Origin of the sequence: Paenibacillus sp. FSL R7-0163, from assembly GCF_037969975.1 — a bacterium.
GTDB classification, from domain to species: Bacteria; Bacillota; Bacilli; order Paenibacillales; family Paenibacillaceae; genus Paenibacillus_AQ; species Paenibacillus_AQ odorifer.
In genome coordinates this window covers 3,390,470-3,412,888 of record NZ_CP150224.1, presented here as the reverse complement: position 1 = coordinate 3,412,888, position 22,419 = coordinate 3,390,470, and the positions used below count along the sequence as shown (strand labels likewise).

Annotated in this window: 21 protein-coding genes; 17 read left to right on the top strand and 4 right to left on the bottom strand. The window is 44.6% G+C overall.

Going from position 1 to position 22,419, the window contains the following annotated elements; genetic code table 11:
- Window positions 1-126: 126 nt before the first annotated feature.
- The gene (locus NST45_RS15220) at window positions 127-1,341 is read right to left on the bottom strand and encodes a copper amine oxidase N-terminal domain-containing protein (protein WP_081382569.1); all 1,215 of its coding nucleotides are present in this window, start codon (window positions 1,339-1,341) and stop codon (window positions 127-129) included.
- Between the two features lie 202 nt (window positions 1,342-1,543).
- Between NST45_RS15220 and NST45_RS15215 the strand changes: the two genes are divergently transcribed.
- The 4 genes from NST45_RS15215 (at window position 1,544) to NST45_RS15200 (ending at window position 3,807) form a co-directional block, all read left to right on the top strand.
- Complete coding sequence (locus tag NST45_RS15215) at window positions 1,544-2,617, top strand: site-2 protease family protein (RefSeq protein ID WP_036686564.1); 1,074 nt, start codon at window positions 1,544-1,546, stop codon at window positions 2,615-2,617.
- Between the two features lie 100 nt (window positions 2,618-2,717).
- Window positions 2,718-2,930, top strand: a complete 213-nt coding sequence (locus NST45_RS15210; protein WP_076100641.1) for a hypothetical protein — start codon at window positions 2,718-2,720, stop codon at window positions 2,928-2,930.
- Between the two features lie 107 nt (window positions 2,931-3,037).
- Window positions 3,038-3,481, top strand: coding sequence for a GNAT family N-acetyltransferase (locus tag NST45_RS15205; protein WP_036686111.1), 444 nt, complete (start codon window positions 3,038-3,040; stop codon window positions 3,479-3,481).
- Between the two features lie 86 nt (window positions 3,482-3,567).
- Window positions 3,568-3,807 (top strand): DUF3892 domain-containing protein, encoded by a 240-nt coding sequence (locus tag NST45_RS15200; RefSeq protein WP_036686113.1) that lies wholly within the window; start codon window positions 3,568-3,570, stop codon window positions 3,805-3,807.
- Window positions 3,808-3,872: 65 nt separating this feature from the next.
- On the opposite strand, the gene NST45_RS15195 is transcribed toward NST45_RS15200, so the two are convergent.
- Window positions 3,873-4,610, bottom strand: coding sequence for an MBL fold metallo-hydrolase (locus NST45_RS15195; protein ID WP_036686115.1), 738 nt, complete (start codon window positions 4,608-4,610; stop codon window positions 3,873-3,875).
- A gap of 164 nt (window positions 4,611-4,774) precedes the next feature.
- On the opposite strand from NST45_RS15195, the gene NST45_RS15190 reads away from it, so the two are divergent.
- Both NST45_RS15190 and NST45_RS15185 read left to right on the top strand, forming a co-directional pair.
- The gene (locus NST45_RS15190; protein WP_036686116.1) at window positions 4,775-5,329 is read left to right on the top strand and encodes a copper amine oxidase; all 555 of its coding nucleotides are present in this window, start codon (window positions 4,775-4,777) and stop codon (window positions 5,327-5,329) included.
- 80 nt (window positions 5,330-5,409) lie between these two features.
- Window positions 5,410-5,721, top strand: coding sequence for a DUF1292 domain-containing protein (locus NST45_RS15185; RefSeq protein ID WP_036686118.1), 312 nt, complete (start codon window positions 5,410-5,412; stop codon window positions 5,719-5,721).
- 130 nt (window positions 5,722-5,851) lie between these two features.
- On the opposite strand, the gene NST45_RS15180 is transcribed toward NST45_RS15185, so the two are convergent.
- Entirely contained in the window at window positions 5,852-7,327 is a 1,476-nt protein-coding gene (locus tag NST45_RS15180) for an aminotransferase class I/II-fold pyridoxal phosphate-dependent enzyme (protein ID WP_036686120.1), read from the bottom strand.
- Window positions 7,328-7,424: 97 nt separating this feature from the next.
- Between NST45_RS15180 and NST45_RS15175 the strand changes: the two genes are divergently transcribed.
- From NST45_RS15175 to NST45_RS15160, 4 genes are all read left to right on the top strand, one after another.
- On the top strand, window positions 7,425-8,714 hold the full coding sequence (locus NST45_RS15175) for an MFS transporter (RefSeq protein ID WP_036686122.1): 1,290 nt from the start codon (window positions 7,425-7,427) through the stop codon (window positions 8,712-8,714).
- 381 nt (window positions 8,715-9,095) lie between these two features.
- Window positions 9,096-9,692 carry a hypothetical protein gene (locus NST45_RS15170; protein ID WP_036686566.1) on the top strand — a complete coding sequence of 199 codons (597 nt, stop codon included), beginning with the start codon at window positions 9,096-9,098 and terminating at the stop codon, window positions 9,690-9,692.
- A gap of 259 nt (window positions 9,693-9,951) precedes the next feature.
- Window positions 9,952-11,367: an NADP-dependent phosphogluconate dehydrogenase gene (gene gndA / locus NST45_RS15165; protein ID WP_076104782.1), complete on the top strand. Its 1,416-nt coding sequence runs from the start codon at window positions 9,952-9,954 to the stop codon at window positions 11,365-11,367.
- Between the two features lie 144 nt (window positions 11,368-11,511).
- A complete protein-coding gene (locus NST45_RS15160) occupies window positions 11,512-12,060 on the top strand; it encodes a shikimate kinase (RefSeq protein ID WP_244886472.1) in 549 nt (182 codons plus the stop codon).
- Window positions 12,061-12,064: 4 nt separating this feature from the next.
- Here NST45_RS15160 and NST45_RS15155 read toward each other — a convergent pair whose 3' ends face one another.
- Window positions 12,065-12,370 (bottom strand): rhodanese-like domain-containing protein, encoded by a 306-nt coding sequence (locus NST45_RS15155; protein ID WP_038570249.1) that lies wholly within the window; start codon window positions 12,368-12,370, stop codon window positions 12,065-12,067.
- A gap of 110 nt (window positions 12,371-12,480) precedes the next feature.
- Between NST45_RS15155 and aroA the strand changes: the two genes are divergently transcribed.
- The 7 genes from aroA (at window position 12,481) to NST45_RS15120 (ending at window position 22,371) form a co-directional block, all read left to right on the top strand.
- On the top strand, window positions 12,481-13,773 hold the full coding sequence (gene aroA, locus NST45_RS15150) for a 3-phosphoshikimate 1-carboxyvinyltransferase (RefSeq protein WP_339279700.1): 1,293 nt from the start codon (window positions 12,481-12,483) through the stop codon (window positions 13,771-13,773).
- Between the two features lie 75 nt (window positions 13,774-13,848).
- Window positions 13,849-14,283: a CoA-binding protein gene (locus tag NST45_RS15145; protein ID WP_076303382.1), complete on the top strand. Its 435-nt coding sequence runs from the start codon at window positions 13,849-13,851 to the stop codon at window positions 14,281-14,283.
- Between the two features lie 512 nt (window positions 14,284-14,795).
- Window positions 14,796-15,464 (top strand): hypothetical protein, encoded by a 669-nt coding sequence (locus NST45_RS15140; RefSeq protein WP_339279701.1) that lies wholly within the window; start codon window positions 14,796-14,798, stop codon window positions 15,462-15,464.
- A 1,157-nt stretch (window positions 15,465-16,621) separates the two neighbouring features.
- Complete coding sequence (locus tag NST45_RS15135; protein ID WP_036686132.1) at window positions 16,622-18,508, top strand: glucose PTS transporter subunit IIA; 1,887 nt, start codon at window positions 16,622-16,624, stop codon at window positions 18,506-18,508.
- Window positions 18,505-20,274, top strand: a complete 1,770-nt coding sequence (ptsP, locus tag NST45_RS15130) for a phosphoenolpyruvate--protein phosphotransferase (RefSeq protein WP_036686134.1) — start codon at window positions 18,505-18,507, stop codon at window positions 20,272-20,274. Before NST45_RS15135 ends, ptsP begins: the two co-directional genes overlap by 4 nt.
- Window positions 20,275-20,453: 179 nt before the next feature.
- Complete coding sequence (locus tag NST45_RS15125) at window positions 20,454-20,984, top strand: sigma-70 family RNA polymerase sigma factor (protein ID WP_143758627.1); 531 nt, start codon at window positions 20,454-20,456, stop codon at window positions 20,982-20,984.
- Window positions 20,977-22,371 (top strand): DUF4179 domain-containing protein, encoded by a 1,395-nt coding sequence (locus NST45_RS15120; protein WP_036686135.1) that lies wholly within the window; start codon window positions 20,977-20,979, stop codon window positions 22,369-22,371. The genes NST45_RS15125 and NST45_RS15120 overlap by 8 nt, the downstream gene beginning before the upstream one ends.
- Window positions 22,372-22,419 lie beyond the last annotated feature (48 nt).

The window sequence follows — 22,419 nt, the reverse complement described above, 5'->3', positions numbered from 1 at the left end:
TCTATGGTCCTTTGCCTACAACGTTCACGGCGTTTGCCTATATGTAGGAAGGTTAATTTTCAGGGATAATCACTGAGGAGGATTCGATTAGTTCTTTAATCAATACACATGCTTGTACTGTACTTTCTAATCAGTATTATTCTTGGAGTTATTGGAATGAGCTTCAATGGAGTAGATAACTTCTTTTTTGCCAGTAAGCGGGGAGTCATTTATAAAATACAATTTGTCACCGCTCCGCTTTACGAATTTCAAATTATCTCCTTTAAAAGGAACATCGTTATTTTCCGCGTATTCCTGATCCTTTGCTGTGAGTAGCTCCTTATACAAAAGGGTTCGCTCGCCTGTTTGGCGGTTGATTAAGGTAAGCAATCCATTCTGATTTCCACGAAGCAGTATGATTTCTTTATCAATGCCTTCTACATAGTAAGCATCCTCCTCGCCACCCAGCTTTACAAGATCAAGAGTATCTATTACATTGCCTGTGCCGTCTTGGATGAAACGTAAGGTATTACCATCATGCAAGATTAGGTTGCCATCATAAGGTTTGAAATCCGCATCTCCTCTGAACTGGTAGGCGAATGTGGCCTTGCGTAGTAATGCACCATTTTTGAATATAAGTGTGATTTCGCGTGTATTAATATGAGGCTCTCCATAGGAGTCAATAATCTTAATGACTAGCAGACCCCCCGCCGTTTTCTCGATCTTCATTCCTGCCCAGTCAAAGTCTGTTTGGAGTGAAGTGAGTTTTATCACCGTATCCTTGCCTTGTGAGACATATAAATCACCATTAGCCTTGACCAGCGTATAGGTACGCCCTCCATAGGATTCTGTAAAAACATTGTAGGTCTTCAGATTATCCGCTAAAAGTGTATTCGTTGTGGAGTCCAGACGGAGATGACTGCCTTCGAAAGCCTTAACGATAAAACGCGCCGGCACATATATCCCATCTTCTTTGGATTTAAAAGGTATTCCTCCTAGATCTACCGCTTTCCCGTCAAGCACGCCAGTTTGACTCCCGATTCGAACAGCAAAACTTTTAGTCCAGCCTTTGAACAGAGCACGTTTGCCGGATTTATCCCAGTCCATTTTTAAGCCAGCTTGCTCAGCGATCCCCCGAACATCTACGTAGATTACACCATTTTTGAGCAGCGCAGGTCCGCCAATGTTTCTGCCTGGAACGCCAAATTGGTAGTATACTTGCGAAGTATTAGCAAAGGAAGCTTGGGCGAGCGCAGAGGACTCCGATACAGTTAATGAAGAGTTTGCTGACACGGTGGCAGGGAGTAGAAGTGTTGAGAGCATTAAGACGGATAACCAAGCTTTGGAGTGAAAAGAGAGCATGTGAACCAACCCTTTCTTTAAATGGCAGTAAAATTTATCCAAGATAGTTGGTTTGACGCTGAAACGTTTCTAAAAGTTGCGTCGTATACTTTCCGAAGGGCTCACTGTAGAAATATCCTTAATGCTTCTATGATAAGATAGATGGAACTGTACAGTAGTTTCTTAAAATTGAAAGATAAAGGAGCTTGTGATCTTGCCGCAAATGCAAAATGAGCAGAAAAAGAATACTTCTACTCCGCTGAAATGGTTGGGGGGCGGAGCCGCTATGCTCCTGTTAAAAGGAAAGGCGATTTTGTCTCTGCTGAAAATAGGTAAAATTGCCGGGCCGTTAATTTCCATGATGGTTTCGATAGGGGCATATGCTTTAATTTATCCGTGGGGGTTTGCCATAGGTATCGTCCTGCTTTTGCTTGTTCATGAATTGGGACATGTTATAGCCGCTAAGCGCATCGGGCTACCCGTCAGCGCTCCGCTATTTATTCCTTTTTTAGGCGCGTTAATTACTATGAAAAAACATCCGCTGGATGCGAAGACAGAAGCGTATGTAGCTTTTGGCGGACCGATTCTGGGTACTATTGGGTCTACTGCTGTTTTTGGAGCGGCATATTATATGGATAGTCCGCTTCTTTATTCCCTGGCTTATATAGGCTTTTTGCTTAATTTGATTAACCTGCTGCCAATCCATCCGCTAGACGGTGGACGTATCGCTACCGCGGTTACGCGCTGGCTGTGGCTTGTGGGTCTGGTCGGTGGCTTAGCTATAATCGTTTACTTGCGTTCGATTTTGTTCTTTATCATCTGGGCAATGTTTGCTTACGATCTGTATAACAAATTTGTGAAAAGACGTAACAACAACCGGCCGCAGTCTGTGACTAAGGGTTTCTTAATTCCAGTGGAGCCCTTGAGAGAGGCGGGTTACATGATTCCAGGAGCTGAGCATCGCCGGGATTTACCTTTTACCACCTACAGTGATCTAGAGAGACAGCAGTATGTTGTGGTGAGATGGGATCAGCTGAATTATTATGGCAAAGCTACACTGCCACAGCAATGTATTATTGAAAAGGTAAGAATTTCGCAGCTGGAGCAAGTAACGTTAGAGAATGGTCTTCATTTAAAAATGCATTGTGACATCAGCTATACAGTCCATGATAATGATAAGTATTACGATGTACCAGCCAGTACACGTTGGAAATATGGGACAGCTTATTTTGTTTTAGCAGGCTTTCTGGTTGGGATGATGTATTTAGTCCATTTGGTTGGAAACGTCAATCTCTAAGAGGGCAACTGGAATGAATAGCTCCTATTGTTTATAAAGCTCCTGAATCGTCAAAGCTGTAGTGAGTATAACTGCAGCTGCGGTGAAAGGAGCTTTTTTAATGTCTAAAATTGTGAAATGGGAAGTCAGCGTTTGCCTAGTGTTACTACTGGGTGTAGTGGGTTGTTCTACGGCGAAACCCACAAAAGTTATGGAAATCAATGAGATGACCAATCTGGATGGCAAATCTAAAAGTCAGTATCCTCCGTTATCACCTGTGATGAAAGACGTATATAACCGTTCGATCCCTGAAGAAGTATATTCTGTGGATTAGTCTACTGAGAGGTTACGGATTCCATATGTAGGCTTTTCTTTCTAGTCATTATTTTATATAATAGACAACTATCGTTGGCTACATAGAGAGAGGAGTTTGCAACTAACATGGCGGCAGAAATCTTACGGGTAACTACAGAGGAACAGCTTCAGATGGGGCTGGATATCCGCACTAAAGTATTTGTTGAGGAACAAAAGGTACCGGCCGAGGAAGAAATTGACGAATACGATGCCATCAGTCCGAATGCGCACCATATTCTGATTATAGATGAAGGGGTACCTGTAGCAACGGGGAGATTGATCTATTACAAAGCAGGTACTGCTAAAATGCAGCGCATCGCCGTATTGAAAGACTATCGGGTCAAAGGATACGGACGTGTCTTGTTGCTGGCTATGGAAGAGCTTGCTCGGGAGCTTGGACTGGAAGCTTCAATTTTAGATGCTCAGTGTCAGGCAGAGAATTTCTATAAGAAACTCGGCTATGAAGTTATTTCTACGGAGCCATTCTATGATGCAGGTATATTACATGTACGGATGCAAAAAATGCTTTAAAGATTGGCGCACATAATTATTGGACTCTTTACGCAAGCTAGGATGTGCCGAATGATGGCAAATCCAAGTGCAAGGGGCGAGCTAAAGTGCCAAATAACGAACGAGAATCTTTCGTAGCTGTTCAAAAAAATGGGGATGGCGATTTGACAAGCTTCCAGACCTCTACAGGACGTGTGCTGGCGTATGACCAAGCCCTGCAAGAAGTACAGGCCGGAAATATTGCCGGAGTGAACGCTTTTAAAGGTAAGGATGGAGAAACTTATATCCGCGGAGATGCGGATGGAGATCCAACTAACAATCTGGATAATTTGCCGACATTTTCATAGTTCAACACGAAAAGCCGTACATACGTCAACAGACGTTTATGTACGGCTTTTTTTATATGCAAAGATCAGAACTTATAATTCACATGCTGCTCTAAAAATTCCATCTCCCCTGTAAGTCCGACGAAATCTGGTTGTTCATCGCTATAATGCATGAGCTTGATCCGTTCGCGAACATCTTTAGGCAGAGACATCAGCTCTTCCAGCGTAGTGTGAACAACGCCTGTTCCGCCTAATTGGCAGTCATGCAGGATGATCCGGATCCCGCGCTCCCGCACAAGGCTAATCAGTAGATCCGGCTGAAAGGTCATGTCCGCACTATAAAAAATCTCGTTATTTATTAGAAGGGAATAACTGTTTTTGCCGGGAATATGCGGTGTTTGTACGATCTCTAATGAAAGAGTAGGAGAGAGGTTGTAGGTAATTTCAGGCTGCAAGGGCTTAACTTCGAAGATATCAGATAAGGAAGATACAGCATCTTCTTGGTACAAGCCTCCCTTTAATGTATTGTTCCACAAGGGCTCTATAAGTGTCTCAGGAAGCAGCAAGGTCATTTTTTTACCGTGCACATGCTTTAAGGTTAGCGCAAGCTCTTCCAGCCCTCCAACGTGATCCGCATGAATATGTGTAATGAGCGTAGCATTTACGTCATTGAAGGATTTTCCAAGTCTATGCATGGCAAGCGGGGCTGTTATCCCGCAATCAATCAGCAGGGTGTAATTTTCATCTAGCAGCAAGCCATTGTTGTTAAAATATTTTTTCGCAAAAGCATTGCCTGTTCCTAGCATTTGTAGGCTTAGACTCATAAGAAAGAACCCTCCTGAAATCGGTTATAGCTAATGTTTCTGCTTCGAATAAGACCATAATATCATTTTTCGCAAGATCAATGAAATATTCACCTAAAATTAGCGCAACTTGCTGAAACAAAGTAAGTATATATTAACAGCATGAATTATCTGGAGGGTCTCAAATGAATAGATGGAAAAAAATCACTTTGTGCGTGTTTGCTTTTTCCTTAATGGGTGGCTCATTATTATTCGCCGATTCCGTTAATCAGAAAATTAGAGTATGGAGCAACGGAAAAGAAATTGTAGACGGCGGTTATCTAATTGATGGAAAAACGTACATTCCTGCTAGAGAAACAGGCGGGGTTGTTACTTGGGACGGTTCTGGGAAAGTTACGATTCTTAAACCTAATGTCCATATTGTACTTTTTAAAGGGGATACGGTTTTTGGCAATGTCAACGTAGGCAAGCTGAAAATTAAGATATTAACACAGGTAGATAGCCTGACTGAAGAGATTTCAGCTGTGAAAGTAGCCATGACAGATCCGTCTGGTAACGTTAAGGATATTCAGTCGCAGGTGCTTGAAGGCTCACAGAAGGATAATTTCTGGTTTCCAACCTCTGAGTTTACTTATGACTTTAAAGAAGCGGGCAAATATCGGGTAGGCTTCTATATTAAGCCATCCAAAAATGCAGATTACGTACTTGTGTCGGAGAAGGTAATTACAGCGTTAAATTAGGTGTTCTAAATTGACCTGAACTAATCTAACGTGGTACGATACCAGATGTAGGATAATACAATTCAAAGTGAGGTATTACAATGAGCGATCACAAACATGAGCATGGTGAAGCATGCGGTTGCGGGCATGATCACGACCATGAGCACGAGGAGTTTGTGCTGACCTTGACGAACGAGCAGGGCGAAGATGTGGAAATGGTGCTTGTAGAAACGTTCGACATAGGCGAGAAATTATATGCTCTGTTGTTAGAGCGCGAGAATCCAGAAGCAGACGGCATTATTCTGCGTATGGAAGAAGAAGACGAAGAAATGGTATTGTATAATATCGAAGATGAAGAAGAATGGAAAGCTGTTGAAGAAGCTTACAACAATCTGCTTGCTCAGCAAGAATAGATTCTAGCGACTAAACTTAAGCTGTTCTATGTGAATGGGACAGTTGATGCTTATATACAGAAACCCGATACTCATTATGGTATCGGGTTTTTGTATAAATGATTGAAGTTTTTTTAGGAAAAGATGGATCTTAGGATATAGGATCGGCTTCAACAATCACCTTAACATTAGTGATGCTGCGGTCCTCAGGACCTTTAACCGGCAAACCGATTTCGACGTGGTCGATAATGTAGTCGATATTATCCTGAGTAATGACTTCGCCAGGGAGGAGAATCGGTATCCCCGGTGGATATACATAGATAAACTCTGCAATGATGTACCCGGCAGATTCGCGGAACGGAACTAACTGAGTGTCAGCATAAAAAGCATCTCTTGGAATCAAAGCAAGCTGCGGGATTTCTGGAACCTGAACCTTCAGTTCATAGATTTCACCCTTGCTATAATGGATGGCGGACAACACCCGCAAAGCAGCTAATAATTTATCTACTGATTCTTGAGTATCACCTGGGGTAATAAGGCAAAGAATATTATACATGTCACTCAGTTCAACTTCGATGTTGTATTTCTCACGCAGCCAGTTTTCGGTTTCGTAACCTGTGATCCCTAAATGGCGAACATGAATGTTAAGTTTGGTTGGATCTAGATCGAAAGTTGCTTCAGTTCCAAGTATTTCTTTACCAAAACTGTACAAGCCTTCGATAGTGTTAATGGTCTCGCGTGCGTAGTTGGACAATTGGATCGTTCTTTCCGCCATTTCATGTCCGTTCAGCGCGAGATTACGTCTAGATGTATCGAGAGACGCCAATAAAATATATGAGGTTGATGTTGTTGTCAGCATGCTCATAATGGTCTGCACCCGTTGTGGGTTAATCAGCCCAGTCTTCGCATTTAGATTCAGTACCGAGCTTTGCGTCATGGAACCACCAAGCTTATGCACACTAGTGGCAGCTATGTCCGCACCGGCCTGCATGGCCGATACCGGCAGATCCTCATGAAAATGAATCAGTACTCCATGTGCCTCGTCCACCAGTACGGGTACCCCGTAACGGTGAGCCAGGTCGACAATCGAACGCAGGTCGGCACATACGCCGAAGTACGTTGGATTGATAACTAGAACTCCTTTAGCGTCTGGATGACGCTTTAACGCTCGTTCCAGCGCACTGGTGGTTATGCCGTGATCTATCCCGAGATTCTCATCCTGTACAGGCGAGACGAACACAGGCTTGGCTCCGGAGAAGATAATGGCCGACATTACGGATTTATGAATGTTACGCGGCACAATTATTTTTTCACCCGGTGAGCAGACAGAGAGGATCATCGTCATGATGGCATTGCTCGTGCCCTGTACGCTAAAATACGTATAGTCGGCGCCGAAAGCCTTCGCAGCCAGCTTTTGAGCCTCCTGGATTACGCCAGTTGGCTGATGTAGATCATCAAGCGGTGCGATGTTGATTAGATCTATGGATAGAGCGTTATCGCCGATAAACTCACGGAATTCGGCATCGGTTCCTAGCCCCTTCTTATGCCCGGGAATATGAAATTGAACTGGATTGCCGGCGGCATGCTTTTTTAGAGCTGTGAAGAGGGGAGTACGGTGTTGATTCATTTAATGCTGTCACAACCTTTCGCGAATAGTTAATTTTTAAGGCAAGCATCAGTATAACAAAACAATCTTCAGAATACTAGGATTTGGATGTGATAGAATGTCCACGAAAGCTGAACAACGGATGAATATTAGTTTAGCATCACCATTTATTGTGGAGATGTGGGTAATTATTTTTTTAGTTGAATTTGTTAAAGGTTCGCTGCTTGTTGCCTTGTTGCCGGTGTATATGGAGAATATACTGGGCCTGTCGGTGACAGTAGTGGGATTCGCTTTTGCCCTACAGTATTTGGGGGACAACGTCTTCCGCAGCCCTTCAGGCTGGGTTATGGAGCGCATAGGGTTCCGCTGGACGATGACAGGTGCATTGTTGCTGATTCTAGTAGCCATTGGCTTGATAATCTATGCCAAAACGGCCGTTGCGTTATCCATCGCCTGTCTCATTCTTGGGATCGGGACATCTCCGCTTTGGCCATGTGTGATGACCGGAATTACCGAACTCGCCGGATCAACCAAAAGCGGCAGCAGTGGTGCGGCCATGGGCGCTGTTGAGATGGCCTCTCTCGCAGGAACAGGAATCGGTCCAATTGTTGTGAATTTTTTAATGGATCAGGGTGGACAGAGTTATCATGTGGCTTTTCTGGTCTTGTTAGGTTGTGCTGCCGCTGTAGTTGTAGTAGCCCTTTTCTTACCTAAACGAATCTCTTCCAGCGGGTCTCATGCTGTCGTGAGGGACATGCATGGACTTGGCGGAGCAATGGATCGTAAAAAGCTTAGTCCGATAGAAAGTATAAAAAGAACGCTGCATCAGGTGAGAACTACCCTGAAAGTCAGCAGATGGCTGTACCCGGCGTTGTTCCTACAAGCCTTCGCCATTGGCTTGATGACGCCTGTAGTTACCTTGTTTGCACGTACAGAGCTGCATGTTAGTCCCAATCAATTCAGTTTGCTCCTCATTGCAGGGGGAGGGATTACAGTTCTTGCACTTATTCCCGCAGGCAAGCTGGTGGACCGCATAGGGACAACGGTGTTTCTGAATATAGGTTTTTTGTTAGCTGCCTTTTCACTGGCCTTTTTCTCTCAGGTTCGCTGGCTGCCACTTGCCTTTATCGCGGTGGCACTGGTCGGTATAAGCTACGCGCTTATCCTCCCGGCATGGAATGCCTTTCTGGCTAAGCAAGTACCTAAGGGAGAACGAGGGACGGTCTGGGGGTTGTTCCTGACACTCCAAGGATCAGGAATGGTAGCGGGGCCAGTTTTGTCAGGAAGATTATGGGATCATGTAGGACATGGTGTCCCATTCCTGGCAAGTGCCATTGTAATGCTGCTGCTCTTCGGGCTGCATCTGCTTATTGTGCATAGAACGAAACAGAAATTTAAGACTAGCTGAGGAAAATAAAGAGCCGCTGATAACCGAAGAATGATCCGGTATATCAGCGGTTTTTTTAGAAAATTAGAAGGACATAAGATATAACGGAAGTAAGTTTCGAAGGTCTTCTGTATGACACTGTGCAGCTGAAGGACTAGAACGTCTATGCTCCAAAAGGACTAAAAGGCATTAAAATTCTCGCTCAGCGTTTGGAGAAAGGCTGTTGCGGGTAAAAATAGTCAATAAACCAAGTTACCGCTACATAAACTGAAGTATAAAATAAGATTAAGACGAACGCAAAAAGGAAGTTAACTCAAGAAGAGGTCCGGCAGCCATGATTACTCTGGAATTGAACTAATGAAGGCTGGCTTTACAGATGTGAAGCTGTTAGGGGGGAGTGCCGTGAACAAAAACGACGAGGTGGAATATTGTAACCTGGAACTGCGGTTCGACAGACAGCATATCCAGGACCTGATCAAGGATTTGATTCAAGAAGGTTATTCCCTATATTGGAGCGAGAATGAACAGGTCTTTGTGATTTCGGTCCGTACGGGTCGCAAGTTAGTGAAATTGCGGTTTCAAAGGATTAAGGACGGCTATAAGCTTGTGGGCGATTATATGATCCGTGATGCTCGCTTGTCAGAGTGGATGGAGAAATTAATTGGGGATATGCGCGGGCATGCTATCGTTAAACGTTTCCGGGATCGGCAGATTATTATTGAAAATATTTTGTTTGGCGAAGTGATTCGCCTAGTTGAAATTTCTGGTTATCAGCAGCGTGTGTTATATCAGAAAGGACCTATGCTCACAGATGAGGAGCTGACAAGACTCTTTTATTCTATTGAAGGGGAAGAACGGGTTCGCCAGCGGAGAATTGAAGTGGATGAACAGTTGGATCGGTTAAATGATGCACTAAAAGCTGGAGATACGGTTCGCGCGGACAAATGTCGAGCTGAGCTTGCCTTTTTGACCAAGGAATTGTTTATGTTAGAATGGTAAGCAAGTGCCGCAAATGTTCTTTCAAGGCACCCCGTTCATCGGGGTGTCTTATATTTGTATTGGAACTTGCAGACAGGGGTTCACTTCTGACGTTAAAAACGTTAAAATAGTCATTGTGATCATTTCTTAGACTGAATTTGTCAATGAAATTGATCTCTATTCGCAGGGCAGGCTTTGCTGTCTCTGATAAAGGGTGGTATTCTTATACTGCGAGAAATGGATTTCACAAAAATATAGGGTGCAAAGGGTGGAGGACCAGATGGCAAAACAACAAATCGGCGTTATTGGCTTGGCGGTAATGGGCAAGAATTTGGCTCTAAATATCGAAAGCAAAGGTTTTTCCGTATCCGTATTCAACCGCTCCCCGGAGAAGACACATGATCTTCTTGCTGAAGCGGAAGGTAAAAACCTCGTAGGCACATTTTCCGTTGAGGAATTTGTAGCTTCGCTGGAAACACCGCGCAAAATTCTGATCATGGTTCAAGCTGGTAAAGCTACTGATGCTACCATCGAGCAACTGCTGCCGCATCTTGATCAAGGCGACATCATTATCGACGGAGGGAATGCTTACTTCCCTGATACAGTTCGTCGTAGTAAAGAGCTGGAAGAAAAAGGTTTCCGCTTTATCGGTACTGGAGTTTCCGGTGGTGAAGAAGGTGCTCTTAAAGGTCCTTCGATTATGCCAGGTGGTCAAGAAAGTGCGTATAAACTTGTAGAGCCTATCCTAACGGCAATCTCAGCCAAAGTGGACGGAGAGCCTTGCTGTACATATATCGGACCTGACGGTGCAGGACACTATGTTAAAATGGTGCACAACGGTATCGAATATGGTGATATGCAATTGATCTGTGAAGCTTATCAGTTGTTGAAAGATGTTCTAGGTCTGGATGCAAAAGAACTTCACAATATTTTCAAAGAGTGGAACAGCGGCGAGCTCGACAGCTACCTGATCGAGATCACTACTGATATCTTTGCTCAATATGACGAAGAAACCGGCAAACCTATGGTTGACGTTATCCTTGATTCCGCTGGCCAAAAGGGTACTGGTAAATGGACAAGCCAAAGCTCACTAGATCTTGGTGTACCTCTGTCCATGATTACCGAATCCGTATTCTCCCGCTTCCTGTCTGCTATGAAGGATGAGCGCGTAGAAGCAAGCAAAGTGCTTAACGGACCAGAAGCAATAACATTTGAAGGCGACAAAGCCGAATTCATCGAGAACGTGCGTAAAGCATTGTTCGCGAGCAAAATCGTATCCTACGCGCAAGGTTTCGCTCAACTTCGCGTAGCTTCCGACGAATATGGTTGGGATCTGAAATATGGCGAGCTGGCTAAAATCTGGCGCGGCGGCTGCATTATCCGTTCCCGTTTCCTACAAAACATCACAGATGCTTATGAGAACAATGCAGAGCTTAAGAATCTGCTTCTTGATCCTTTCTTCAAGAATGTTATGGATAATTACCAATCTGCATGGCGTAAAGTCATTGCTTCTGCGGTAACTTTGGGTGTTCCAGTCCCTGGATTCTCCAGCGCATTGGCTTACTATGACAGCTACCGTACAGAACGTTTGCCTGCTAACTTGCTTCAGGCTCAACGTGATTACTTTGGCGCTCACACCTTCAAACGTGTGGACAAAGAAGGCGTCTTCCACCACAACTGGATGGCAGCAGAATAATCTAATTGACTGAATGACAAGCGGCCCGGACGGCTTCACCAGAAATGGGGAGCCTTTCGGGTCTTTTTTTACTGGAAGAAGCGGATTGTCTAATGTTTTGACCCTGTGTTATGATATGACAAATATCGCGGTTGGAGGATAGTCATGGCTGGGGATACAGAAGAACTAAAAACGATGAGTCAGGAAGATAAGAACAAAAACATTATTTTAGTAGGGATGATGGCGACTGGTAAGTCAACTGTTGGTGCTATTTTGGCCGAGGAGCTGGGCTATGAGCTGGTTGATTTGGATCATGTCATTATTGAGACTGAAGGCAGAAGCATTGCAGAAATCTTCGCAGAAGATGGTGAGGAATACTTTCGAAGCGTAGAAACTGCGGTTCTTAAGCAAATGCTAGAGTCTGAGAATAAATTAATATCCACTGGTGGTGGCGCGGTATTGGCGCCGGGGAATACAGCCTTAATGCTGAGTAAAGGGCATGTGGTTGCGCTAACGGCAACTGAGGAAGAGATTATTGCACGTGTTAGCGGGGATCAGAATCGTCCGCTGCTCGCCGGCAATGCAGAAGAACGGGTCAGACGAATCATGGAAGATCGCCAGGATGCATACCTATTCGCGCATTACACGGTCGATACAACGGGACTGACTGCGGCAGAAGTGTCGCAACATATTTTAATGCATTACCGCGGTTGAGCTTTTAAGAGAGTGTCTCATTCCATTCAATCATACCACCGCTAAGGTTCGCAGCGTTATAACCAAACTGCTGTAGATATTCGCAGACACGTTGGCTGCGGGCACCGGAACGGCAAATGAAGATCACTTTGGCGTCGCTTGGAATATCCTCAGTACGGTGTGGAATTTCTCCCATAGGGATATGTTGTGCACCTGGAATCATCCCAGAGGCCACCTCTTCGTCTTCGCGAACATCGATGAGTACAAGGTCTTCACCTGTCTCTATACACTGCCGTAATTCTTGCGGTGTGATTTGTGGTACATTATGCATGGGTTTGACCTCTTTTCATCAGAAGAATGGTTTAATGATAACACAAGAACAGAATACCCTGTCAAACGAGCATTACATACCCACTACATCTACTAAGGAGAGTTTATATTATGGACGTTATTGTTAGGCCAACGCCATCTCTGCAAGGAGAATTTGGAGCCCTCTCTTCCAAAAACTATACGACACGTTATCTGCTGGTTGCGGCATTGTCTGAAGGAGTAAGTACGATTTATCATCCTGCACATAGTGAGGATAGCGACGCGATCCGTCGCTGCATAGCAGATTTGGGTGCTGTGCTTACAGAGGATGAGGAAAAGATTGTGATTCAAGGCTTCGGACGTCATCCAAAAGACGTTAAAGAACTTAATGTAGGAAATGCCGGAGCGGTGCTGCGTTTTCTTATGGCTGTGGCCGCGTTAAGTCCTGAGGTTACTTTTGTAAATACGTATCCAGACTCATTGGGCAAACGTCCGCATGACGACTTGATTGTGGCGCTGGAACAGCTAGGTGTTCAGGTGGAGCATAATGAAGGGAAATTGCCAATCACGATCCGTGGGGGTAAACCGGTTGGAGGCAGAATTACTGTCTCTGGTGCAGTAAGCTCCCAGTTCTTAAGTGCTCTATTATTCCTGACACCATTGCTTGAAGAAGATAGTGAAATTATTGTCCTCGATGATTTGAAATCGAAGGTTGTCGTGGGTCAGACCTTGGAAGTGTTGGAGCAGGCAGGTATTGTGGTGCACGCTGCGGATGATTACATGTCCTTTAAAGTTCCAGGTCGTCAAGCTTATGCAGCTAAGTCATATACTGTTCAAGGTGACTACCCAGGCTCTGCGGCAATCCTTGCGGCGGCTGCCGTTACAAAGTCGAATGTGAAAATCCACCGTCTTGCAGAACAAAGTAAACAAGGTGAAAGAGCCATTGTTGATGTGCTGCGGATGATGGAAGTTCCTCTTACTCATGAAGAGGGCACAGTACATGTCCAAGGGAACGGTATCCTAAAAGCTGTTGAATTTGATGGAGATGCTGCAACCGATGCGGTATTGGCCATGGTGGCTGCCGCAGTATTTGCAGAAGGCACCTCCCGATTCTATAATGTTGAGAATTTGCGTTATAAGGAATGCGATCGCATTACCGATTACTTAGCAGAATTAACCCGTGCCGGAGCTAAGGTAGAAGAACGCCGCGATGAGATTATTGTTCACGGCATGCCTGAAGGTGTCGAAGGCGGAGTCACCATTAATGCGCATTATGACCACCGCGTAATTATGGCACTATCCGTAGTGGGCCTGCGTGCGCGTAAACCTCTTTTGATTAAGGATGCACATCATGTGGCAAAATCTTATCCGCAATATTTTGATCACTTGCGTGCGCTTGGTGCGAATGTGGAGTGGGTACAATAGGAATGAGGGAGCTAGTGTATCTAGCTTCAGTTAAACAAGGATCATTAAGTGTAACTATGGAAAGGGGCACTACTTATGAGCTTTGAGAATCCAAGTCGGGAGCAGATCGGAGATATCCTTGCTTCCGCAGGTAACATTGCTGTTGTCGGCTTGTCAGACAAAACAGACCGTACCTCTTATATGGTCGCGGGCGCCATGCAAAGCCGGGGATATCGGATCATTCCCGTTAACCCAACGGTGGATGGTGAGATCCTGGGTGAAAAGTGTTATCACACTTTAGCTGAAATTCCAGATCCAGTGGACATCGTCAATGTATTCCGTCGAAGCGAACACTGCGCAAAGGTCGCGCAGGAGGCTGCTGACATTGGCGCACGTGTGCTGTGGCTCCAGCAGGGTATAGTTAGCGCAGAAGCCGCTGAAATCGCCGCTGAGCACGGTATGATCGCCATTATGGACCGCTGCATCAAGGTCGAAGAAGCGATCACTATGCATGGGCGTAGCCGGCAGTAGGGTTGGTCATATACTGTTGAACTGAACACTGAGTTAAGTGTGTGGTGATTACAGTTATCGTTGACCAACGGACGTAACAAGGAACTGACGAATAACGAACTAGCTGGTGAAGAATGAACTAGCTGATGAAGAACGAGCTAGCTGGCGAAGAACGGACTAACTGGTGAAGAACGAACTAGCTGGTGAAGAACGAACTAGCTGGTGAAGAACGGACTAACTGGTGAAGAACGAACTAGCTGGTGAAGAACGAACTAGCTGGTGAAGAATGAGCAAACTGGCGAGAACGAGCAAAAGAGGAATAAACTAACTAGGTTTAAATTTATGACGCTGAGGTTATAGCAAACTTAGATGATGGAGATCAGCCAAAGTAAGAGGTATTGTGTAACACAAGGTGCGATTTTTAATGTAACTCGCCTGTTGAGCTAGTTATAATGAGATTAGACGAAGAACGTCCTTTAACCGCTTTTTGCGGTGAAGGGCGTTTTTTTATTTTGTAGGGGAGGCTATAGGTTATGGAGTTTGAAGAAGCGCATGGTTTGTTTATCGACCAACATATGAAATCAAGAACAGGTGAAAAAAGAGGGAGGCTGGTTAGAGGCAATAATTTTGCGGAAAAGCTATTTTTGCAGAATGTATGGTGGCCTATGTTTGAGTCCCTAGACGATTTGCATCCAGAATACGAAGTATATGACTGGAATCGCAAATCACAATTTTTGGACTTTGCTTTTCTTCCGCAGACGGGCAGCAGCTTTGGGATCGAGTGTGATGGATATCAAAGCCATGTGAAAGATATGGACCGCGAAAAATTCAACTATTCAGTAAATAGGGACACTTTTTTGACTGGGATGGGCTGGAGGATGATTCATTTTTCTTTTGATGATATCCAGCAACGTCCCGAGGTCTGCCGCATGCTGTTGCAACTGGTGCTGGCGCCTTACTTGGCTCGTAATTCTGTTAGCGTAGCTATTTTGTCTGAGGAAAAAGAGGTTCTGCGTTTCGCTTGGCGTCTCGGTAGACCGGTTCGTCCAAAGGATGTGGCCACGCATTTCTGCATTAATTTCCGTACGGCGCGTCGATTGCTGCAATCATTAAGTGAGAAGGGGTTGCTGAAGCCGGTTAATCAGGGAGAAAGAATTCGGTATTATGAGGTGAAGGCTCTCAGACCAGATCAAATGTGGTAAGAGGATCTTTAGAGTCTGCGCAAGGGAATAATTGCACTTTGTACAACTAAATCGCCGGAATAGTTATCTAAATGCGAAATAGTTGTACTTTGTACACTTAAAACGCATCAAAGATTAGATTAGGTGGGAAATCATTAAAAATAGTTGTATGAAGTGCAGTTAAAAAAGTGCTCAGAGTAACGTCGATATGAATAGTTGTACAAAGTACACTTAAACTCAGGTGGAATTCCAAACTGTGAGTTTAGGGTATTGGAGCTAATGGGGGGAGAAAAGTTCGATGTTATGAAGCGAGGGCTCTGAGATCAGATCAGTTCAGACCAGACCAGATCAAATCCAATCCAATCCAATCAATCAAATCAGGTATGCGAGGGATATCTATACGATAGCTGCGCAAGGGAATAATTGCACTTTATACAGCTAAATCGCCGAAATAGTTATCTAAATGCGAAATAGTTGTACTTTGTACACTTAAAGTACATCAAAGATTAGATTAGGTGGGAAATCATTAAAAATAGTTGTATGAAGTGCAGTTAAAAAAGTGCTCAGAGTAACGTCGATATGAATAGTTGTACAAAGTACACTTAAACTCAGGTGGAATTCCTAACTGTGAGTTTAGGGTGTTGGAGCTAGTTAGTGGGGGAGAAAAGTTCGATGTTATGAATCGAATGCTCTGGGATCAGATCAGTTCAGACCAGACCAGATCAAATCCAATCCAATCCAATCCAATCAATCAAATCAGGTATGCGAGGGATATCTATACGATAGCTGCGCAAGGGAATAATTGCACTTTATACAACTAAAACGCTAAAATAGCTATCTAAATGCGAAATAGTTGCACTTTGTACACTTAGAACGCATCAAAGATTAGATGAAGTGGAAAATCACTAAAAATAGTTGTATAAAGTGCAGTTAAAAAAGCGCTCAGAGTAACGCCGATAGGAATAGTTGCACAAAGTACACTTAAACTCGATTCTGACTCTGTAGTATGGATAGTCCCACGTAAATACCAGCCGTTCTATGGATACTAGTGAATAAATGTTTAGTGGAATGGGAGAATATTTGTTTTAAAAATGTAACGTGAAGATCTCATGAGTTTCTTTTGACAAAAATCCCCGCAGCGCTTACCATTCAATATAGAAAGAAAGGAGAGGGTAGCCTTGAATTGGCTCGGATCATTGCAGCAATTGGGCAGAGCCATAATGCTTCCTACCATGGTACTGCCGGCGGCAGCCATTTTGCTGAGTTTGGGCAGCTTACCTTGGTCTGCATGGGGACTTTCTTCGGTGTCTGAAGTGGCTACTTACGCGGGGCAGGCAATATTTTATTATATGCCTTATTTGTTCGCTGTAGGTGTAGCATGGGGTTTATCCAATCAAGCCGGAACGGCGGGGCTTGCAGCGCTGGCTGGGATGTTCACTTACGACCGAATTGTCACCCAAATGGGAGACGGGCTTGTACAACCTGCAACACTAATCGGAATTTTGCTGGGGATCGTTGCCGGTGTCGCGCAAAACCGGTTTAAAAATATTAAGCTTCCAGAGGCGATCCAGTTTTTTGGAGGGTCGCGTTTTGTTTTGCTGTTCATGGGCTTATTTTCTGCCGGGTTCGCGTGGGTAATGTTAGGAATATCTCCGCTGCTGCAGATTGGGCTGGATAATCTTTTTCAGGGAATATTGCAGACGGGCGGGTTTGGTGTTTTTATCTATGGGGTCCTATATAGGGTTCTGACCGCTTTTGGACTACATCATATTCTTAATAATGTGTTTTGGTTTCAATTTGGGAATTTTACGACTCCTGATGGCAGTGCTGTGGTTCAGGGGGATTTGCCGCGTTTTTTTGCAGGCGATCCTACGGCGGGGATTTTTATGGCGGGGTTGTTTCCGATTATGATGTTTGCGCTGCCTGCCATTGCTTTTGCAATTATTCAGGAAGCGCGCGAGGATTTGAAGCCCAAGATTAAAAAGACTTTTGTGCGTGCGGCGTTGGTTTGTTTTCTGACCGGGGTTTCGGAGCAGATCGAATTTGCATTTTTATTTGCTTCTCCGTATTTGTTCGCGGTACATACTGTAATGTCCGGTCTCGCAATGGTACTGACCTACATGCTGGGAATCCATCACGGGTTCTCCTATTCGGCTGGAGCCATTGATTTCTTCTTGAACATGCATTTGTCACAGAGGGCTTGGCTGCTGATTCCGATTGGTATCGGCTATGGGATTGTATACTATAATTTATTTCGCTGGGCGATTCGCCGTTTTCAGATCCCGACACCGGGGCGTGAAGAAGGTTCAGAGCTTGGGGATTGGGCCGGCAATATCCCTTATCAGGCACCGCTAATCTTAGAGGCGCTTGGGGGCAAGGAGAATATTGTACAAGTGCAGTCCTGTATCACCCGTCTGCGGCTTACGGTTCATAATGACCGATATATAGATACTGGAGCGCTTAAAGGTTTGGGTTCCGCAGGGATTATCAAGCTGGGCGGCGGAAATGTCCAGGTAGTATTTGGCACGTATTCTGAACTGATCCGCGAGGAGATTAACAAGCTTATGCTTCGTGATTTGCCGCAGGTGCTGTTCAGTTCGCCAATGCAGGGCAGAATGATGCCTATCGAGGAAGTGCCTGATCACATTTTTGCAGCTAAGCTAGTGGGCGATGGGGTTGCATTTTTGCCGGAAAAAGGGGAACTTACTTCACCCGTATTCGGGAAAGTTATGCACGTCTATCCTACAATGCATGCCGTGGGTATTTCGACGCCGGAAGGGCTGGAAGTACTCATGCATATAGGGATCGACACTTCACAGCTCAAGGGACCCTTTGAGGCGGTTGTAAAAGAAGGCGACAGCGTGGAGCCAGGTCAATTGCTTGTTAAATTCGACCTCGCTTATTTGCGTGAACATGCGGCCTCATTGGCTACACCGATGGTGATCACGAATCCTGATCGGGTCAAATCATGGAGCTATGCTCCATTTAAAAATGTTAAAAAGGGGCAATCATCAGTAATGTCCGTAGTCTTACACGAAAGTAACGTTGGAGGGATTGAAGGATGATACAAGGCATAGGCGCAGCAGCAGGTGTAGCTATCGGGAAGGCCTTTGTCTTGCCGAACTGGGAATGGAGCTTACCGGATACACAAGTGAACCCAGTGGATCTAGCTAAGGAGTTTGAGCGTTTATACGAAGGTATCCGTACCTCTAAGGACGAGATTGAATTCATCAAAAAAGAGTTCAGAGAAGTGGTAGGTCCGGAGGAATCGAGTATTTTTGATGCTCATCTGGCGATCTTAGATGATCCTGTGTTCATGAGTGAAATCCGCGGGATCATTGAACGCCAGTACAAAGCGGCAGAAGTAGCTGTGAAAGAAGCGATTGATCATTTTGTAGCGATGTTTGATCTGCTAGACGATGAGTACATGAAGGAGCGGGCGGTTGATATCAAGGATGTCGGAAACCGTCTTTTAAAACATCTTTTAGGCGCTCCAGAGGTTACGTTACCATCGGATACACAGCCATATATTCTTGTTGCGAAGGAGTTGTCTCCTTCCCAGCTAGCTCACTTGAATCCAACTTATGTTCTAGGTATTGTCACCATGATGGGCGGTAAAACCTCACATTCCTCCATTATGGCTCGTGCGCTAGGCATTCCGCTTGTAGCGGGCTTGGAGAATAATCTGTCTAATCCTATTCAGACCGGGGACATGCTTGTGATCGACGGCGATACCGGATCTGTACAAATCCACCCAGATGAACTTACGATAAATGAATATGTAGCGATTCGGGATAAACAGCATAAAAAGAAAGAGCAGCTGGAACTGCTCGCCACCGTGGAGGCTGTCACCAAGGATGGTGTGAACCTGCGACTTGCCGGCAATATCAGTTCAGTTAAAGAACTCAACATAGCACTTAAGTATGGTGCTGAAGGTGTAGGCCTGTTCCGTACCGAGTTTCTTTATATGGATCGCAGATCTTTTCCAACTGAGGATGAACAATTTGAAGTGTATAAACAGGTTGTCGAGAAGGTGGGCAACAACACTGTAGTGATTCGTACGCTGGATATTGGCGGGGACAAGCAGTTGGATTATATCCAGCTGCCTGAAGAACAGAATCCTTTCCTTGGTTATCGGGCGATTCGCATCAGCTTGGATCGATTGGATATGTTCAAAACCCAGTTAAGTGCCATTTTGCGGGCAAGTGCATACGGGAATGTAAAGTTAATGTTTCCGATGATTTCTTCCGTAGAGGAAGTGCAGGCGGCAAAAGCTGTTTTAGAAGAAGTGAAAGCTGAGCTGGAGCAACGAGATATCCCTTTTAACCGGAATCTTCCTGTGGGTATTATGATTGAAGTTCCGGCGGCGGTTATGATTGCGGATTTATTGGCTGAGGAAGTTGACTTTTTCAGTATCGGCACTAATGATTTGGTTCAATATGTGTTAGCGGTAGACCGTATGAATGAACAAATTGCTCATATGTATCATCCGTACCATCCAGCGGTTCTGCGAATGATCCGTATGACGGTAGAAGCGGCACGTAATGCCAAGATTGATATCAGTGTATGTGGTGAAATGGCGGCGGATGAGCGTTCTTTGCCTCTTTGGCTGGAGCTGGGAATTAGAGATCTCAGCATGTCGCCGCAGGCGCTGCTGAAGGTTAAACACCGCACACTGAACACATTGGCCAAGGATGCCAAAAGAATTGCCAAAGCGTGTTTCCATCATCGTACAAGCTCAGAGACGGAAGAAATGTTAACTGCGTTTGCACAAAAAAGTGGTCTTACACTTGGATCAAGCGGGGAACTACAGGAGAAAGCCTCATCCTAAAGTTACTGTAACTTTTATTCAATTCATATCAAGGTTCGGCATTCTTGCCGAGCCTTTTTCTATATTTATGACATACTTTAAAAAAAACAAAACCGTTTACCCTGCAGCGCAGTCAATACATAGAGAGAGTTACACAGAACCGATTTAGGAATAAAGGCAAGGGGGGAGACAGGCCGAAAATGGATCACATTATAAATGATGAAATGGACATGGCCGCTACGGACGAAGAGCTGTTTTATGAGCAAGTGGCTGGACAGAAAAGAAAACTTTATAGCATTGCCTACAGCTATTTGCGAAATGAAGCGGATTCGCTGGAGGTTTTGCAGGAGGCAACCTGCCGCGCATGGATTAAACGAAAGAGCTTAAAAGACGCGGAGCGGTTCGCTCCTTGGTTAACACGTATTTTGATTAATTGCTGTAATGATGAGCTGAAGCGCCGAAAGAGGAATACAGTCGCAGAAGCTGCTCGAAGTGATGAGGGAATCATGGAGATGAAAAGTGACCGCAGACTGGACATGGAACAAGCGCTGGATGGAGTGAAACCCAAATATCGCCAAGTGCTGGTGCTCAAATATTACAAGGATATGACCCTTGCCGAAATTGCAGAGGTGCTGGATAAACCAGAGGGCACAGTGAAGACATGGCTGAATAAAGGATTAAAACAATTGCGTGACAAAATGAAGCGGAAGGGGGAGCTATTTTATGGCTGAGTCTGAAGAAAAGCTGCTTAAGGATTATTTTCAGAAAATCGATGCGGAGGCAGAAGAAATTTTGGATGTAAAACTGGACACTGCGATCCGCAGGGGGATGCAGCAAGGGAACCGTACACGTTTGTCTTTTAGTAAAAGGTACGCTGTTGTTGTATTGGTGGTCTTGGCATTCGCCTTACTTATAATTGTGCCTTGGGCAAATCAGATGATAAATCCCGTACGTGCGCAATTACCTCCAAAAAGCTGGGGCCAGCTTGAAGTGTTTAGACCCGTTATTGCTAATAATCTGACGATTAAATCAGCACTTGATGCGGGAATGATGAAGGAGGTAAGTATCTCTTCTTCTGAGGTGGATGGGATAACATGGACTGTTAACGGAATCATTGCAGATCGAAGAGGCATTGCAGTGCTTTATACAATCCAGAACAATACGGATCAGAAGATGCGTCTTTTTGGCTTGTCTTTGAAAAAGACTCCAGAGGATAAATACCACCTTAGTGGATACAGCGGGTTTAGCACTTCTAATGCACAAGAGGTTGGGTCCCCTGGGACGACTCGTATGTATGAGCAAATCGTCTGGGATAAATATCAGGATGAGATACCAGAGGAGTTGAATATCACATTATCGCTTTTTCCAGATGCTCTTAGTCAAGTTTTTAATAACAAGGATATAAAAGAAATGGGTGTCAAAATTCCACTGGAAGCCGATAACAATTATTTTCAAGGAGAACTTGTTGATTTGAAGGATAGTCTGTCTATCGGTGGACAGAAAATTATAATGGACCAGGTTTATATTGGACCTACGGGTATTTATATGCGGGAAACCTTTGGCAGAGAGAATACAATGAGGATTTTTAGTTTGCTATCACCTAAGCTTGTCCTCGGAAAAGGGGATCATCAAGAGGAACTAATGCGGGCAAGTGGATCGAATATTTACCACAATGACAATATGAGACCTAATGATCCAATCAAACTTGAAGTTGAAGGAATCTCTGCTCTAGATCAATCAGAGGTCGAGCTTGTGATTAACACGGAAACGCAGCAGATTTTAAAGGCACCGGATAACTCTCTCTCGATTTCCAAACGGACCGCGGACGAAGAGCAGGGGATTATAGTATTGGATTTATTGATTCCCAAAAAAGTTGAGGAGTTGCATGAAGCAACCGGTTTTGGGATAGACGATAATTTTGTGGATAGCACTGGAAGCGGACATTGGCTTGTACATGATAATTACTCCGGATATAGAGAGTATAGAGAGGATGCAAAAGGAACTACAATAACTTATTTTCTTAACGTGGGTCAAGAAAAGCTGCCTCAACCTTTGACCTTTAGGTTTACAAATTATCCAAATATGATCATGGAGACGGATTCTATGCGGATCAGGTAATAATTGGAATTTTAAACGCCTCAAATCAAAAGCCCTGCTCCTCAAATT

Bases quoted from the DNA above. Each gene is read 5' to 3' on its own strand.
- NST45_RS15140 (WP_339279701.1), top strand. From the start codon at position 14,796: ATGGAGTTTGAAGAAGCGCATGGTTTGTTTATCGACCAACATATGAAA.
- NST45_RS15210 (WP_076100641.1), top strand. From the start codon at position 2,718: ATGTCTAAAATTGTGAAATGGGAAGTCAGCGTTTGCCTAGTGTTACTA.
- NST45_RS15160 (WP_244886472.1), top strand. From the start codon at position 11,512: ATGGCTGGGGATACAGAAGAACTAAAAACGATGAGTCAGGAAGATAAG.
- NST45_RS15185 (WP_036686118.1), top strand. From the start codon at position 5,410: ATGAGCGATCACAAACATGAGCATGGTGAAGCATGCGGTTGCGGGCAT.
- NST45_RS15175 (WP_036686122.1), top strand. From the start codon at position 7,425: ATGTCCACGAAAGCTGAACAACGGATGAATATTAGTTTAGCATCACCA.
- NST45_RS15145 (WP_076303382.1), top strand. From the start codon at position 13,849: ATGAGCTTTGAGAATCCAAGTCGGGAGCAGATCGGAGATATCCTTGCT.
- NST45_RS15155 (WP_038570249.1), bottom strand. From the start codon at position 12,370: ATGCATAATGTACCACAAATCACACCGCAAGAATTACGGCAGTGTATA.
- gndA (WP_076104782.1), top strand. From the start codon at position 9,952: ATGGCAAAACAACAAATCGGCGTTATTGGCTTGGCGGTAATGGGCAAG.
- NST45_RS15125 (WP_143758627.1), top strand. From the start codon at position 20,454: ATGGATCACATTATAAATGATGAAATGGACATGGCCGCTACGGACGAA.
- ptsP (WP_036686134.1), top strand. From the start codon at position 18,505: ATGATACAAGGCATAGGCGCAGCAGCAGGTGTAGCTATCGGGAAGGCC.
- aroA (WP_339279700.1), top strand. From the start codon at position 12,481: ATGGACGTTATTGTTAGGCCAACGCCATCTCTGCAAGGAGAATTTGGA.
- NST45_RS15215 (WP_036686564.1), top strand. From the start codon at position 1,544: ATGCAAAATGAGCAGAAAAAGAATACTTCTACTCCGCTGAAATGGTTG.
- NST45_RS15195 (WP_036686115.1), bottom strand. From the start codon at position 4,610: ATGAGTCTAAGCCTACAAATGCTAGGAACAGGCAATGCTTTTGCGAAA.
- NST45_RS15120 (WP_036686135.1), top strand. From the start codon at position 20,977: ATGGCTGAGTCTGAAGAAAAGCTGCTTAAGGATTATTTTCAGAAAATC.
- NST45_RS15220 (WP_081382569.1), bottom strand. From the start codon at position 1,341: ATGCTCTCTTTTCACTCCAAAGCTTGGTTATCCGTCTTAATGCTCTCA.
- NST45_RS15205 (WP_036686111.1), top strand. From the start codon at position 3,038: ATGGCGGCAGAAATCTTACGGGTAACTACAGAGGAACAGCTTCAGATG.
- NST45_RS15190 (WP_036686116.1), top strand. From the start codon at position 4,775: ATGAATAGATGGAAAAAAATCACTTTGTGCGTGTTTGCTTTTTCCTTA.
- NST45_RS15180 (WP_036686120.1), bottom strand. From the start codon at position 7,327: ATGAATCAACACCGTACTCCCCTCTTCACAGCTCTAAAAAAGCATGCC.